General features: G+C 42.7%; 10 protein-coding genes. 8 read left to right on the top strand and 2 right to left on the bottom strand.

Translation table 11 applies throughout. The features are described 5' to 3' along the window. Positions 1-11 precede the first annotated feature (11 nt). The 3 genes from BMW53_RS03125 to BMW53_RS03115 all read left to right on the top strand — a co-directional run bounded on the left by BMW53_RS03125 (position 12) and on the right by BMW53_RS03115 (position 5,111). Positions 12-2,600, top strand: coding sequence for an alpha-L-arabinofuranosidase family protein (locus BMW53_RS03125; RefSeq protein WP_038557208.1), 2,589 nt, complete (start codon positions 12-14; stop codon positions 2,598-2,600). A gap of 7 nt (positions 2,601-2,607) precedes the next feature. After that, a complete protein-coding gene (locus BMW53_RS03120; RefSeq protein ID WP_038557206.1) occupies positions 2,608-4,569 on the top strand; it encodes a glycoside hydrolase family 127 protein in 1,962 nt (653 codons plus the stop codon). 131 nt (positions 4,570-4,700) lie between these two features. Next, entirely contained in the window at positions 4,701-5,111 is a 411-nt protein-coding gene (locus BMW53_RS03115) for a DoxX family protein (RefSeq protein ID WP_038557204.1), read from the top strand. Positions 5,112-5,287: 176 nt separating this feature from the next. On the opposite strand, the gene BMW53_RS03110 is transcribed toward BMW53_RS03115, so the two are convergent. Then, on the bottom strand, positions 5,288-6,640 hold the full coding sequence (locus BMW53_RS03110) for a sensor histidine kinase (RefSeq protein ID WP_038557202.1): 1,353 nt from the start codon (positions 6,638-6,640) through the stop codon (positions 5,288-5,290). Next, entirely contained in the window at positions 6,637-8,001 is a 1,365-nt protein-coding gene (locus BMW53_RS03105; protein ID WP_038564219.1) for a sigma-54-dependent transcriptional regulator, read from the bottom strand. The genes BMW53_RS03110 and BMW53_RS03105 overlap by 4 nt, the downstream gene beginning before the upstream one ends. Positions 8,002-8,291: 290 nt before the next feature. Here BMW53_RS03105 and BMW53_RS03100 point away from each other — a divergent pair, with 290 nt between their 5' ends. From BMW53_RS03100 to BMW53_RS03080, 5 genes are all read left to right on the top strand, one after another. After that, complete coding sequence (locus tag BMW53_RS03100; RefSeq protein WP_038557200.1) at positions 8,292-9,671, top strand: TolC family protein; 1,380 nt, start codon at positions 8,292-8,294, stop codon at positions 9,669-9,671. 81 nt (positions 9,672-9,752) lie between these two features. Next, positions 9,753-11,009 carry an efflux RND transporter periplasmic adaptor subunit gene (locus BMW53_RS03095; RefSeq protein WP_245749009.1) on the top strand — a complete coding sequence of 419 codons (1,257 nt, stop codon included), beginning with the start codon at positions 9,753-9,755 and terminating at the stop codon, positions 11,007-11,009. Positions 11,010-11,186: 177 nt separating this feature from the next. Then, complete coding sequence (locus BMW53_RS03090; RefSeq protein WP_038557197.1) at positions 11,187-11,885, top strand: ABC transporter ATP-binding protein; 699 nt, start codon at positions 11,187-11,189, stop codon at positions 11,883-11,885. Positions 11,886-11,970: 85 nt separating this feature from the next. After that, the gene (locus tag BMW53_RS03085) at positions 11,971-14,319 is read left to right on the top strand and encodes an ABC transporter permease (RefSeq protein WP_081804797.1); all 2,349 of its coding nucleotides are present in this window, start codon (positions 11,971-11,973) and stop codon (positions 14,317-14,319) included. A gap of 142 nt (positions 14,320-14,461) precedes the next feature. Continuing rightward, positions 14,462-16,840, top strand: coding sequence for an ABC transporter permease (locus tag BMW53_RS03080; RefSeq protein WP_038557192.1), 2,379 nt, complete (start codon positions 14,462-14,464; stop codon positions 16,838-16,840). Positions 16,841-16,856: the final 16 nt, after the last annotated feature.

The raw sequence follows: 16,856 nt of genomic DNA, 5'->3' as shown, positions 1-16,856 counted from the left end.
AAATATTAATTATGAAGATCAACATTATAACCTTTTTTTTGCTGTTTCTGGCCACCGTTTCGTTACGCGCCAACGAGCCCGATTCAGCCTATGTATTTTCGTACACCTGCGGAAATAACAACAACACTGCCGGCCTGAATTTTGCCTGGAGTGTCGATCGTGAAAACTGGCATGCCATCGGCCCCGAATTCCGGTTTCTGGCAAGCGATTTTGGCAGCTGGGGATCGCAAAAGAAAATGTTCAATCCGTTTTTGTTTCAGGATAATAATGGTTTGTGGCACTGCCTGTGGACATTGAACGATGACATTCAACAGTTTGCACACGCCGCTTCAACCGACTTGTACAACTGGAAACGCCAGTCGTACCCCGAAGTAGTCGAAGCCGGAAATGTAGCCAACATTGAAGTTGCTTTCGATGAGCAAAACAAGGAGTACACAATTACCTGGATGAACGAAAACAACGGCAGCGAAAAGATCTTTAAGACCACTACAAACGATTTCAAAACTTATTCGGCAACAGAAGAAGCTACAAAAGCTGATCGGCTGAATTTGCGCGAAACGGTTCTTGTAGATGGTGAAGTGCAAACCGGAGTGATTAACAAATTGTCGTGGAATGAAATTGATGCCCTGATTAAATGGAACGAATGGAGCCGTTTTCACGAGCAGCAACGGGCCGACAATACATCGCTGGATGCTGAACGTTTTAAGAACTTAAAAACTGTTGACGCAGAAATTTCGGTTCTTCCTGAAAACAGCAAAACCATCAGCGACATGTTGATCGGGATATTTTTCGAAGACATTAATTACGCTGCCGATGGAGGTTTGTATGCCGAGTTGGTGCAAAACCGTGGTTTTGAATATCAGCTTTCCGATCGAAAAGGAAGCGATATGACATGGACTGCTAAAAAAGCCTGGAGTTTATCGGACGACGAAGCAAGCTTTGCCATCGATACCGTTGCGCCAATTCATAAAAACAACAAACATTTTGCAGTGCTCGATATTGAAAAGCCGGGTGTTGCGTTGGTAAACGAAGGCTTTAACGGCATATCGCTTAAGCAGGGCGAAAAGTACAACTTCTCGGTTTTTGCCAAAATGCTGAACGGTGCAAAAAATAATTTGCGTGTAGCACTGGTTGATGAAAACGGCGAAGTGCTGACGGAGGTAAAAACAAAAGCATTTTCCGGCAATTGGAAAAAGCTGGAAGCGCAATTAACAGCAACAAAGACCACCGCAAAAGCAAAGTTGCAAGTCATTCCTCAGGAAGCCGGGAAGGTGGCTCTGGATATGATTTCTCTTTTCCCTGAGAATACATTCAAAAACCGCAAAAATGGTTTACGTGCTGATCTGGCTCAGGTAATCGCCGATATGAAACCCCGCTTTGTGCGTTTCCCCGGAGGTTGTGTGGCGCATGGCGATGGACTGGAAAATATTTACCACTGGAACAACACGGTGGGGCCACTGGAAGCGCGTGTTCCGCAACGAAACATCTGGAACTACCATCAAACCGCCGGATTGGGTTATTACGAGTATTTCCAGTTTTGCGAAGATATTGATGCGGAGCCGGTACCGGTTTTAGCAGCTGGTGTACCTTGTCAGAACTCGTCGTGTGGAGGTCATGGTCAACAGGGCGGAATTCCCATGTGCGAAATGGATGCTTATGTGCAGGAAGTGCTCGATTTGATTGAGTGGGCAAACGGCGATAAAAACACCAAATGGGGAAAAATACGCGCCGAAGCCGGACACCCGGAGCCTTTCAACCTGAAATACATTGGCATTGGAAACGAAGACCTGATTACCGATGTTTTTGAAGAGCGTTTTACGATGATTTACAATGCCGTGCGCGAGCAATATCCTGAGATTACGGTAATCGGGACAGTTGGCCCGTTTTATACCGGCACCGATTATGAAGAAGGCTGGGAGCTGGCTACAAAACTTGAAGTTCCGATGGTTGACGAGCATTACTATCAGCCGCCGGGTTGGTTTATTCACAACCAGGATTATTACGATCGTTACGACCGCAGCAAATCAAAAGTTTACCTCGGAGAATATGCAGCTCACTTGCCGGGACGCCCGAACAATATTGAAACAGCACTTTCAGAAGCCTTGTATTTAACCGCTGTTGAACGAAATGCCGATGTGGTTACCATGACTACATATGCACCGCTGCTGGCCAAAGAAGGTTTTACGCAGTGGAATCCTGATCTGATTTATTTCAACAACGAGGAAGTGCATCCAACCGTGGGCTATTACGTGCAGAAACTTTACGGCAACAACGCCGGCGATTCGTATATTCCTTCTGAAGTAAAACTTTCGGATAACAGCGAAGCCGTTAGAAAACGCGTTGCCATTTCGGTAGTGAAGGACAGCAAAACCAACGATATTATCGTAAAACTGGTGAATTTGCTTCCGGCTGAAGTAGCCGCAAAAATCGATCTTTCTGCCTTTGAAGTTTCAGATTCAGAAGCTGTATTATCTGTTTTAAAAGGCAACCCGGATTCTAAAACAGCAAAACCGGATGAAAGCATAATAAGCGTTGCTGAAAAATTTGATTATACACTTCCGGCTTATTCATTTTCAGTGATACGAATTAAAAATCAATAAATAAACCATGAGACTAACTTTTTCTGTGGCAATTATAGCCTCACTTTTTTTGTTGAGTTGTTCAACCCAGCCAAAAGAAGCAAAACCGGAACACGCAGAATATCCCATAAACGGGGTGTCGTTTAGCGATGTTCAGGTGAATGATATTTTTTGGTTGCCAAAGATTGAAACCAATCGGAAAGCAACTATTCCGGCGTCTTTTCAGAAATGTGAAGAGACCGGAAGGCTCGAAAATTTCCTGATTGCCGGCGGCAAAATGGAAGGCACTGTGCGCGGAGATATGCCCTTCGACGATACCGATGTGTATAAAATTATTGAAGGTGCTTCATATTCAATGACCACCATTCCGGATCCGAAACTGGATGCCTACGTTGATTCGCTGATTGAAATCATTGGTATCGGTCAGGAGGAAGACGGGTACCTCACTACCTGGAAAACAATTGACCCGACCCATTCGCCGGCCGAATGGTGCCCTCCGGGAGAGCGTTGGGAAGGACTGGCCTGGAGTCATGAGCTTTACAATGCCGGCCACATGTATGAAGCTGCTGCAGCTCATTACCATGCAACCGGAAAAACGAACTTCCTGGATATTGCCACAAAAAATGCCGATTTGCTGGTTGCTGTTTTCGGAGCCGATAAAAATCCGCAGGTGCCGGGCCATCAAATTGTTGAAACCGGCCTGATCAAGCTTTATCAGATTACCGATAAAAAGGAATACCTTGATCTGGCCAGGCATTTTCTCGATTTTAGGGGAGATAGCACCAAACGCGAACTTTGGGGGCCATATAATCAGGATCATGTGCCGGTTGTTGAACAGGATGAAGCAGTTGGACATGCGGTGCGTGCAGTTTATATGTACGCTGGAATGACCGATATTGCCGCTCTTTACAAAGATGCCGCTTACTCAAACGCGGTTGATCAGCTTTGGAACAATGTGGTGAATAAAAAGATTTATATCACCGGAGGAGTTGGCGCGAAACACGATGGTGAAGCTTTTGGTGAAAACTACGAATTGCCAAACCTTACGGCTTATAACGAAACCTGTGCTGCCATTGCAAATGTATACTGGAATTACCGCATGTTTTTGCTGCATGGCGACTCGAAATATATCGATGTGCTTGAGCGGAGTTTGTACAACGGAGTGATTTCGGGAGTGGCACTCGACGGAACAAATTTCTTCTACCCAAATCCACTGTCGTGCGATATGCATTATCATTTCAACAGCGGTGGAAGTCTTACCCGCGAGCCGTGGTTCGATTGTTCCTGCTGTCCTTCAAATATGTGTCGTTTTATGCCGTCGGTACCGGGATATATTTACGCGCAAAAGGACAACGATATTTACGTGAACCTGTTCGTTCAGAGCAGCACTTCAGTAAAAATGGCCGGTTCAGAAGTGAAAATTGATCAGGAGACAAAATATCCATGGGATGGAAAGGTGAAAATCTCTGTAACGCCTGAAAAAGCATCACAGTTTGCAGTGCGTGTTCGTATTCCGGGATGGGCACAAAACCAGCCGCTGCCGGGCGATTTGTATAGTTACACAAATGCTCCGGCCGCAAAACCAGAAATTTTAGTGAACGGCGAAAAGGTAAGCTACGAAACGGAACAGGGTTATGCTGTTTTAGATCGTGAGTGGAACACTGGCGATGAGGTGGAATTGAGTTTGCCAATGCAGGTGCGCACGGTAAAAGCCAGCGAGCTTGTTGAAGCCGACAAAGGAAAAGTGGCTCTTGAAAGAGGCCCGATTGTATATTGTGTGGAAGAAAAGGATAATCCTGAAATTGGATCGATTAAGGTATCGGCAGAAACACAATTTGAAAGCAATTATGACGCTGATTTGCTGGCAGGTGTTGAGGTGGTTAAAGCATCGGGAAGGACAAAAGCCGAAACATTTACGGCCATTCCATATTTCGTTTGGAATAACCGTGGAGCCAATAAAATGGATGTTTGGCTTTCGAAAATCGATTAGAAGACGTTGATATATATTGAGTTGGAAAGCCTGGTAGCCTTATGGTTATCGGGCTTTTTATTTATAATTTCGGAAAGTGATTCAACAATTTCAGAAGGTGGCTGTTTGATGTTAAATAAAATTCAGAAGCTATGAAGAAGTTGTTTCAAACAAAATTAAACAATACGAGTGTTGATTTATCGCTGTTGCTATTGCGTTTGGCAACAGGAGGTTTTATGCTAACCCACGGATTTCCGAAACTACAGCGCCTTTTAGCCGGCGAAATGCAATTTGGCGATCCGATTGGATTAGGCCCCGAAGTTTCGCTGGTACTTACAGTTTTTGCCGAGGTTGTCTGTTCCATTCTCATCGTACTTGGTTTAGGAACCCGCCTGGCTGCTATTCCATCAATCGTAACCATGGCTGTTGCAGCTTTTATTGTTCATGGTGCCGATCCGTTTGGTCGCAAAGAAATGGCCTTGCTTTACCTGGTAGGCTATGTTGTTTTGCTGCTGTCGGGAAGCGGTAAATTTTCGGGCGACCGCATTATCAGCAAAAAATAATACCAATTTGATTATAAAATGCCGTATTGGATATGCCGGTTATTTTCCGTTTGTACAAGGCGAAAAATTTTAGCATAGCCGAGCTACGTTAAAATTTTTCAACACAGTAGAAACGGAAAATAACAAATTTATATGCGGCATTTTGTGGTCAATTTGGTATAAAAAGGATTTCGGGCTTAAAATTCCAGAACCGCCGAGGTATATTTTTCGGGAACTGAACTCATTTTCAGGCTGCCGCCATGCAATTGCATAATTTGCCTTGAAATGCTGAGCCCGATTCCCGAGCCATTGTCTTTTGTGGTAAAAAAGGGAATAAAAATCTTGTCCATCAGCTCGTCCGAAATGCCCGGGCCGTTGTCGGTAACCGAAATGGTAGCACGGCCTGCTTCGTTTACTGTTGCTTCAATCTGGATTTTTGCATTCTCATTGCCTTCATTGGCCTGACAGGCATTTTTTACGAGGTTGATTAATACTTGTGAAATCTGCTTTTCGTCGGCATGTAATTCCAGTTCAGAAGGTGTAACATTACACGAAAACTCAATGCGACCGGCATTTTCAAACGAAGAGGAGAGAATGCGGATGTGATCGATCAGGTTCTTCACCTGAAAGACTTTCTTTTCCGGAGCCGGAAGCCGTGTAATTTTCCGGTACGATTCCACAAAATTAATCAGTCCCTTGCCTTGTTCGCGTATAACCTCCAGGCCGCGAATAGTGGTTTCTATCGTTTTCACAGTAATATCTTCAGGCGAAACCATTGCTCCGTTTTTGTAAAAGTAACCGGCCAGACTTTCTGACAATGAGGTAACAGGAGTGATCGAGTTCATAATCTCATGCATCATCACACGTATCAATTTACGCCACGATTCCAGCTCTTTTTCATCCAGCTGGTTTTTTATGTCGTGGACCGAAATCAACATCAACGAATTGTTTTCGGAAATAAATGAATTTGACTTGATGAGCAGCTGAATAACACCGCTTTTCAGGTGCAGTGTAACAAGGCGTTGTTCCGTTGGCTGAATTTCTTTTATGGTCTGATAAAGTTTCGGATCTATTCGGTCCAGCTGGTTGATGTGTGTAAGCACATCCATATCGAAAAGTTGCCTGGCCAGGTTGTTTGAATGCAGAATAAATCCTTTCTCGTTGAAGGTGAACATTCCGGTGGCAGCGTGTTCAAGCAGGGCCTGGAAATACTGTTCCTGCTTCCGGTTTTCGAGGTAGATTTGCTGAATTTGTGCGTTTACTTTTTGCAGGCTTTGGTTCAGGTCGTTTATAACTTTGTTGTTAACATTATTGGGGAACCGAAGTGTTGAATCTTCGTTTTTTATCGCATCAAAAAAGTAAAATATTCGCCGGTTGATGCGGTTCAGGAAATAGATGAGATTTATGGTAACTCCCAAAATAAACAGCGAGGGAATGATGGCAAAAACATAAGCTTGCCGGTGGAAGATTAGCCATCCTAAGAACAGGGAACCGGCTAGTAATAGCAGAACCCGGATAAGGATATTCACATAGATACTCTTACTAATCATAGCCCGTATTTTTTAATTTTGTTATACAGCGTTTGGCGTGTAATTCCGAGCTTCTCGGCAGCCATACTCATGTTTCCGGCATTTTTATCGATGGCCGAAAGAATCATGCGTTTTTCCATTTCGTCAATGGTCAGATGTTCGTCTTCAAACTTCGAAGCAAATACCTGTTTAAAGAAAAAGTCTTCGGGTTTTAAAACCATCGAATCGCTTAAAATAACTGCTTTTTCGATGGTGTGTTGCAGCTCACGAATATTTCCGGGCCAGGTGTATTTTAGCAGTTTGTCCTGGGCAGACTGGTTAATTTTTAATCCGTGTTTTTCGTATTTGGTAGCAAATTTTTTCAAAAAGAAATCGGCCAAAACAATAATGTCGTTTCCTCTTTCGCGCAGCGGCGGAACCTCGATCTGGATGGTGTTGATACGGTACAGCAAATCTTCGCGAAACAAACCTTCGACCACCATATTTTCGAGTTTTTTGTTGGTGGCACAAACCAATCGGATATCCACAGGAATAGGCTTGTCGGAGCCCAGGCGCATAAACTCGCGGTTTTGAATGGCAGCCAGTAATTTGGCTTGTAAATGGAAGGAAAGGTTCCCGATTTCGTCGAGAAAAAGAGTGCCCTTGTGAGCGGTTTCAAATTTACCGGCGCGGTTTTCGCGGGCATCGGTAAAAGCCCCTTTTACATGGCCAAACAGTTCGCTTTCAAAAAGGGTTTCGCTAATGGCGCCCATGTCAACACTTACCATTACTTCGTTTCGGCGCTGCGACAGGCGGTGTATTTCGCGGGCAATCAGTTCTTTACCGGTGCCGTTTTCGCCGGTAATCAGAATATTGGCATTGGTTTTAGCCACTTTGCGCACCATGTTCATTACCTGCGTAAGTTGTGGCGACGAGCCAATGATAAAACGCTGGTCGCGGTTGAGTTCCTGTTTTAAACCGGCTTCTTTTTGCCTGAGTTTACCAACTTCTGTTTTCGAAAAATTCAGCTGAACAGCTGCTTTTATCGTAGCCAGCAGTTTGCTGTTATCCCAGGGTTTTGGTACAAAATCGGTAGCTCCCTGCTTCAGTGCTTTTACGGCCAGTTCCACTTCGCTGTAGGCAGTAATCAACACCACCGAAATATCAGGATAGCTCTTTTTTATCTGTTCGAGCCAGTATAAACCTTCGTTTCCGGTGTTTATACCGGCCTGAAAATTCATATCGAGAATAACAACATTGTAGTTGCCCGTTCGGAGTTCATTGGGAATGAGGTTAGGATTTGTAATTCCTTTAACAGCATCGAACTCCTGTCCCAGCAAAATTTCCAGGGTGCTGATTATACTTTTGTTGTCGTCAACTATTAAGATGTTTCCTTTTGGCATAGTAAACAATGTTGTTGTCATTTCGAAGGAGGAACGACTGAGAAATCTCTTACAATTGATTCTGAAGAAACAGATTTCTCACTACGTTCGAAATGACAAATAATTATGGAACTGATGGATCAAAATTAGACCATGCCCAAATCATTTCCAATCAACTGTAAAAATATTTTACAAATTCCTGTAAATTATTTTAACGATTTCAATAAGGTTTGGTTTTTAATTGTCATAAAATCAGGCGTTTGGGTTTGTGGCATTATAATGGCACATACAATGGAAACAATTTTTACACGATGATTAAAAAACGAATAATTCTCATAATAGTTTTGTATTTAATAATTGGAAATACGGTTCAGGCCCAGCAAAAATGGAGCCTGAACCAATGTATTTCTTACGCCATTGAGAACAACATTAATTTAAAAGAATACGAGATTCTTGAAAAACTATCGCTGGAGGATGCGCAGCAGGCCAAACGTAATATGTTGCCGGGTATAGGTGCTTCAACCAGTGCAGGTTTAAGTTTTGGTCGTTCGGCTGATCCGAATACCAACGACTATATCAATACCGAGTTTTTTTCCAGTAACTTCGAATTATCGTCGTCCATAGCTGTTTTCGATGGATTTCGTATTCAAAACCAGATAAAATACCAGCAATTCAGAAAACAGGCATCAGAATACAATCGTATAAATGCAACCGACGATTTGGCGTTTGACGTGATGGTGGCCTTTTTTGATGTGGTTTATTATAAAGGAATGCTCGGAATTGCCAACGAGCAGGTAGAAGCTTCGAAGCTAAGTTTGAAAACAACAGAAAAGAAAGTGGAAGTCGGGTTAAAAGCCAAAACCGACTTACTGGAAATGCGCGCCAATCTGGAGCGCGAAGAACTTAACAAAATTCAGATTGAAAACACGCTGGAAACAGCTACTTTAAAACTAAAGCAGTTGATGAACTTTGTGTCTGCAGAGGAAATGGAATTGGTGGATAAATCGTCGGTGGTAATAAGCGAGCAGGTGGCGCAGCCGCGACAGCTTTTTGAGCAATACACCGGTTGGTCGCCGTATTACCGCTCGATTGAAGCCAACGTGAAAGCTACGGAAAAAGGACTTGCTATAAGTCGTTCGTCGCTATATCCATCAATTTATGCCAACGGATCGATAAGTACGGGTTTTTATGAAACCAATACTGATAGTTTAGGAAATACGGTACCTTTTGGCAATCAGTGGAAAAACAACAAAAACCAGTATGTGGGAGCCTCGTTAAGTATCCCGGTTTTTAGCCGGTGGGGCAATCGCTCCGAAGTGAAAAAGGCCAAACTAGAACTGGAACGTGCCAAAAATAACCTCGACGACGAACGTCAAAAACTGTTTTTCGAAATGGTAAATAACCTTACAGAACTGGAAGCTTTGTACAAAGAGCACAGTCAGTATGTAAAGCGTACCGAAGTTGATGAGTTGGCTTTTCGGGCTGCAGAGAAGAAATTTGACCAGGGGCTGATCGACATTAACGATTACTACGTTGCTAAAAACCGGTTAGCGAATACGCAAAGTCAGGTTTTACGCTCGCGCACACAGTGGGAAATTAAAATGAAACTATTGCAGTTTTACCGGGGGCAGCGTTTTTGGGAGGCAGCCCCCTCTAACTCCCCCGAGGGGGAGAAAAAGAGTAACGATTGATGATAGGAAAGAGTTTCAAATGAAATGCTTCAATCTCCTCCCCTTTGGGGAGGTTGGGAGGGGCTATAAAGCAGGTATATCATGGGAATGGATAAAAAAATTGAAAAGAAGAAAGGCTTAAAAGCCAAACACATTATCTGGATTGTTGGCGGATTGGCGTTTGCCTTTCTTGTGTTTAAAGTGGTAATGGGAAGCAGCGGTTCGGTTTTTCGGGCCGAAAAGGACAAATTGACCATAAGCTCCGTTACCGACGGCGAGTTTAACGATTACATTACCGTAATTGGCCAGGTAGAGCCGATTACAACCATTTTTCTGGATGTGGAAGAAGGCGGAAAAGTGGAAGAGATTTTTATTGAAGAAGGAGAGATGGTGAAAAAGGGTGATGTGATTCTGCGCTTGAAAAATAACGACCTGAATACCACCATTATGAACAGCGAGTCGAACATGGCCTACCATTCCAACGAGTTGCGGAATACGCAAATTGCCATTGAGCAGCAACAGATTGGCAACCAACGTGCCAAGCTGGAGATTGATCTTAAAGTAACACAGGCCGAGCGAAAGTACAAACAATATAAAGCCTTGTATGACGATGACCTGATTGCCCGCGAAGATTACCTGATTGCCCGCGAAGATTACGAGCTGGCACTAAAAGAAAAAGAATTAACTTACCTGAAGTTTGAGCAGGATTCGATTTTCCGTGCCAACCAAAAGCAAAATATGGACGAGAGTCTGGATAACATGCGCGATAACCTGGCAATGGCCCGCCTGCGCCTGGATAACCTGAATGTTAAAGCGCCGGCCGATGGTCAGCTGGGATTGTTAAATGCCGAAATTGGAGAGTCAATCGCCCGTGGCCAGCGAATCGGGATGGTAAATATTTTAACTGACTTTAAAATCAACGCGCTTATCGACGAGCATTATATCGACCGCGTGCGCCGGGGATTAAATTCATCGTTCGAGCGTGGTGGCGAAAATTACAGCCTTACCGTTAAAAAAGTATATCCTGAGGTGCGCGAAGGACAATTTGAAATTGACATGATCTTCGAAGGAGCCAAACCCGATAACATCCGCACCGGGCAAACATACCACACAAAATTGCAGTTGGGACAACCCGAAAAAGCGGTGCTCATTCCAAAAGGTGGATTCTTTCAAAGTACCGGCGGCCAATGGGTTTATGTGCTGAATGATAACGAAACGGAAGCTGAAAAACGCAGCATCCGTATCGGAAAACAAAATCCGCAGTATTACGAAGTTCTTGAAGGTTTAACACCGGGCGAGAAAGTGATTACTTCGAGCTATGATTTGTTCGGTGATAACGACAGGATTGTGTTTAAGTAAGCGCAGAGGGAGAAGAACTTTACCCCTCTGCCTTTCGGCATCTCCCCTCATGAGGGGAGAACGTTCTTATAAGTTTTGCAGAAAATAAGTTCAGAAAGCTTTTCCCTTTTTAAGGGAAAATGTCGACAGACAAAAGGGTAGAGAAAACGAGTTAAGTATTTACAAAACATTCATAAGATGATAAAGACAGAAAATCTAACAAAAGTATTTCGCACGGAAGAGGTGGAAACCAGTGCGTTGAACGAGGTGAACTTACACGTAAAAAAAGGCGAATTTGTAGCCATTATGGGACCTTCGGGTTGTGGAAAATCAACCTTAATGAACATTATCGGTTTACTGGATAATCCAACCGGCGGAGAATATTACTTTGATGACGCAGAGGTTGGACAGCTAAAAGAACGCAACCGTACCATGCTGCGCAAGGGAAATATCGGCTTTGTTTTTCAGAGCTTTAACCTGATTGATGAGCTGAATGTTTACGAAAATGTGGAACTTCCACTGATTTACCTAAAACTAAAAGCCCGCGAGCGAAAGGAGATGGTGGAAAAAGTACTCGAACGCATGAAAATTGCCCACCGGGCCAAGCACTTTCCGCAACAACTTTCGGGTGGTCAGCAGCAGCGTGTGGCCATTGCACGTGCGGTAGTTGCCAATCCGAAGCTAATTCTTGCCGATGAGCCGACAGGTAACCTCGACTCGAAAAACGGTCTGGAAGTAATGAACCTGCTTACTGAACTCAATCGCGAAGGAACAACCATTGTAATGGTTACGCACTCGCTGCACGACTCGGAGTTTGCCCACCGTGTTGTTAACCTGTTCGATGGTATGATTATTACCGAAGAGGTGAAAAAAGAAATGGGCGAGATTTTGCTGTAGAAAACTGCAGGGCGCAAAGAGCCATACGCACGGGGAGCAGTTAACGCTAGGCTCTCTGCTCTCTGCACCTGACAACTAAAAAGCCATGAAAAATTTACGATTTATATTCAGAATGTTTAGGCGAAATCCCTTGTTGGTTTTTGTAAACCTTCCCGGATTGGCCATCGGATTAAGTACTGTTTTGCTGTTGTCGGTTTACCTGAAACACGAGCTAAGCTATGACCAGCATTTTCAAACAAAAAACAATGTTCTTCGACTTTACAACTCTGTAACCGAAGATGGCAATGTTACAAATTTGGGAATCGCTTCACGCAGCTCATACACTGAAATTCCGTTAAGCGTTCCGGAAATAAAATCGGCAACACAAATTTACAGAGGGTGGGAAACAACAGCGGAATACGAGAAACAAAAATTTCCCAACTTTCAATTACTGTTTGCCGATAAGGATTTCTTCGATGTATTCGGATTGGAGTTAATTCAGGGAAACACCAGCAATGCTTTGGTAGGTGAAAACAACGTGGTTATTACCCGGTCAACGGCATTAAAGGTATTTAATACCGTGGATTGTGTTGGCGAGGTTTTGAATGTTTCGGAGGAGTCGGCTACAGTAACGGGAGTAATTAATGATTTACCCAACAACACGCATTTTAATTTCGATTTATTGATGTCGATGCAGACGGTTCATCCCGAAAACTGGGGAGGGCTTGAACTGTACACTTATTTCAGAATTGACGAGAATGCCGATTTAGCTGCAGTTGGCGAAAAAATAGCCGCTGCAAACAACGAGTTAATGAAACCGTGGGGTGAACCTTTTAATGCGACTGTAGAAACCGGAACAGAATTGCTGGCCGATTTGCACTTGCATACCGTTGCTGATTTCGATCTATCGCCAAAAGCCAATTTAACACATGTTTTTATTATTGCCGGCATTGCCTTTTTGGTGTTGCTTATTGCCATGGTAAACTACATTAATCTGTACGTTTTGCATGGCGAAAAACGAATTGCCGAAATTGCTTCACGAAAATCGTTGGGAGCAACGCAAAGCACATTGTCGCGTTTGTTTTTTACCGAAACATCAGTAATCAGTCTTTTGTCGTTTGTGCTGGCGTTAGGGCTAACAGCGCTTGTTCAGCCTGCCTTTGCCCGATTAATGAAAAGCCAGATCGAGCTGTCGGATATGTTTTCCTTCAGCGGAATATTATTGGTTTTGGCAATTCTAACAGTTTTAATCCTTATTTCGGGTGCTTATCCAAGCTATTATTTGTCGAAATTAAACCTCGTGGATGCGCTTAAAGGAAAGTCCTCAAAAGTAAAACGTAAAAGCACTTTGTCGCGCATTGCCGTAATTTCGCAGTTTTCCATATCGGTTTTTCTCATTAGTGCGCTGGTAATTGTTTTCGCCCAGGTGAACTATTTAAAAGAAGTGCCACTGGGTTTTAATCCCGAGAATGTAATTGGCATTACCAACCTAAATAACGAGGTGCGAAGAAGTGCATCGGCAATTACTGATGAATTAAGGCAACTGGCTTTTGTTGAAGATGTTGCTTTTTCTGATCATGGAATGGGGCAAGGTGCAAGCGGACAAGGAATCAGAAAATATGGCGATCCGGGAAATTTTAATAGTGTAAATGAATATCGGGTACATCCCGGATTTGCCAAAACCATGCAACTGGAACTTGTTGACGGGCGTTATTTTACTAATTCAGAAGCAGATAAAAATGCGGTAATTCTTAACGAAGCGGCTGCAAAAATGCTGGGCCCCGATGTAAAAGTTGGGAGTTTGGTTCAAATGTTCAAAGCTCCCTTAACGGTAATCGCCATTGCAAAAGACTTTTACTACATCGATCATCCCGGTGCTTCTATCGAACCTCTTGTTATAATAAACAAAGCCAACAACGTGAACAACCTTTATGTGCGCACAAAAGTTGGAACCACTTCTGCTCAGCTGGCACAAATTGATGAGGTGATAAAAAGTTGTTCGCCTGAATTAATTGTCAGTAAATTTCGGTTAACTGCTGTTTACGCCAATAAATACACCAACGAAGAACGCATGATAAAACTGGTTACCACTGGTGCCGGACTGGCAATCATCATCAGCTTTATCGGCTTAATGGCACTTTCGGTAATGAATGTGAACCGACGGAAAAAAGAAATTGGAATACGTAAAGTAATTGGAAGCACTGAATCGCAGGTTGTTCGCGAGTTGTTGAAAGAAACATTTGTCCTGGTTCTTATTGCTATTGCGATAGCTTTTGTTGGAAGCTATTTTACCATGCAGCAATGGCTTCAACATTTTATAAACCGTGTTTCCATCAGTCCTGTATACTTTCTGCTTAGCGCTGCTTTTGCACTGTTTATAGCGTTTATGGCAGTAGGCTGGCAAAGCTGGAGAGCTGCAACACGAAATCCTGTCGAAGCACTCAGATATGAGTGACGACCTGCCTGCGGTAGGCAGGAATCCCGATCGAAGCATCGGGGTCGAAGCCTTACGGTATGAGTAAGGCGGAGATCCTCGATAACGAAGCGTATCGGGATTGAAGCTTTGAGGTATGAATAAACATTAAAATACGGAAACAATGAAGTTTATTAGAACTGGTAATCAAAGAATCATTTTTCGAAATTTGCTTCGTAATAAGCTGCATTCAGCAATAAATATTATTGGCTTTGCGGTTGGTATTGCGGTATTTGCACTTATTATTCGTTATGTCGATCACCAGTTTAGTTTCGATAGTTTCCACAAACAGCAAAGCAATATCTATAAAATTCATCTTGGCGATTCGAGGTCAATCCCCCCGGCAAGTGCACAGTTTTTAAAAGACAACATTGCGGCTATCGATGAAGTAGTTCGTATTGATGAATGGTACGGTGGAGGAAGGAAAGGTTATTTGAAAAATGGGACAGAAACATTCAGAACATCGGACCTGATTTTTACCGACCCAAATTTCTTTAACTTTTTTGATTTTAAACTCTTGTCAGGAGACAAAAATACAGCTCTTACTGAGCCTAATTCCATTATTCTTTCAGAACGTTTAGCAAAAAAAATATTTGGAAATGAGAATCCCATAGGAAAGCAAATTGAATACCTCAGCGACTTCCCTGCTAAAAGCTATGGTTTTACTGTTCAGGGTGTTATTGAAGATGTTCCTTCAAATTCATCCATTCTTTATAATGGATTAATATCAATGTCAACAATTCCATACCATAAAATAAGAAATGGTAATATAAGTGAAGATTGGGTAAACTGGGGATTTGCCACTTTTGTTAAATTGCCAAATTCTGAGCTCGCTGAGCAAATTAATGCCGAGTCTCCTGAATTCTGGACAGATTTTATTTCGGAACGTTGGCAAGCAGAAGAAGGCAGCGCCAGAGCAGCAGATTATAAGTTAACTCTTGTTCCCTTAACAGAAGTGCATTTTGCGAGCGGAGCCAAACGTTCATCCGTATATTTGATCTTTTTTATCGGCTTGTTTATATTGGCAATTGCCATTATAAATTACATAAATCTGTCGCTTGCTATATCAACAACCCGAATTAAAGAAATAGGTATTCGAAAGGTTATCGGTTCGCACAAAAGCACTTTGTTCCGGCAGTTTTTATTCGAATCAATTCTGATTACTTCAATCTCGGCAATTCTGGCCGTTTTTCTGGTGTATTTAATACATCCCTTATTATCCGGTTTTACCGGTTTTCAAACCATTGTTGAATCCGACAAAATTATTAAAGGATTACTCGTTTTAATTGCCGGGGTAATTTTAATCGGCTTTTTAGCAGGTATTTATCCGGCCTGGTTTTTAACAAATTTAGCGCCTGTAAAAAGCTTGCGTAACGAAATTCATCGAGGCAAAAAGGGAAATACCTTGAAACAAATTCTAATTGTATCGCAATTTGTTGTATCAATTTTCCTTTTAATAGCTGTTATAGCCATCTCGAAACAAGTTAACTTTATTAAAAACAAGGAGCTTGGTTTTGATAAAGAGCATATCATTCATCTTTCCGGCGGGTCCAGTATCGACAAGTCGTATCGGGCTTTTCGGGAGACCTTGCTGAAAAATCCAACTATTCAGAATGTTGCTCGTTCGAACGGCACCTTTGCCGGCAATCTGAATATTGGCTCAAAACATAAAGTAAACGGCGAATTCAGGAATTATCGGGCAACAACCATCGACCCCGATTTTATTGAAACATTCGGAATCGAACTTTTAGAGGGACGAAACTTTTTATGGAGTAATAAAAATGACGAGAATAATACAGCGCTGGTTAATGAGTGTTTTGTAAAGAAAATGGAATTGAAAAATCCGGTAGGTTCTGTGGTAACTTTTCTCGATAGAGATATCACCATTGTCGGCGTAATTAAAGATTTTCACATTTATTCGTTACATAATCAGATTGAACCATACATGCTGTGCTACCTTCCCTGGAATTCATGCATTAACATAAAAGTTTCAGGAATGGACATGCAAAATACCATCGCCACTATTGAGGGCGTATGGAAAGAGTTTTCACCCAATGTACCATTCGAATATCAGTTTTTGGATAAAGACTTTGAAGCGCTTTACCGTACCGAAATGGAATTCAGTTCACTCATAAAAATATTCACACTTCTGGCAGTGTTTATAGCCTGTTTGGGCTTGTTTGGTTTAATTTCTTTTTCTGCTGTTCAACGGAAAAAAGAAATAGGAATCAGAAAAATAAATGGAGCAAAAGTTACAGAGGTATTAACAACCTTAAACATGGAAGTTGTTAAATGGGTTGGTCTTGCATTTTTAGTAAGCTGCCCAATTGCCTGGTATGCCATGAATCTTTGGCTCGAAAACTTTGCCTACAAAACCACATTAAGCTGGTGGATATTTGCTTTGGCCGGAATACTCGCATTGGGAATTGCACTGCTAACGGTAAGTTGGCAAAGCTGGAGAGCTGCGACACGGAATCCTGTCGAAGCCTTACGGTACGAGTAAGGCAGAGATCCCCGAT

Source organism: Draconibacterium orientale, assembly GCF_900111425.1.
GTDB lineage: Bacteria > Bacteroidota > Bacteroidia > Bacteroidales > Prolixibacteraceae > Draconibacterium > Draconibacterium orientale.
This window is presented reverse-complemented; position numbering and strand designations above follow the sequence as displayed.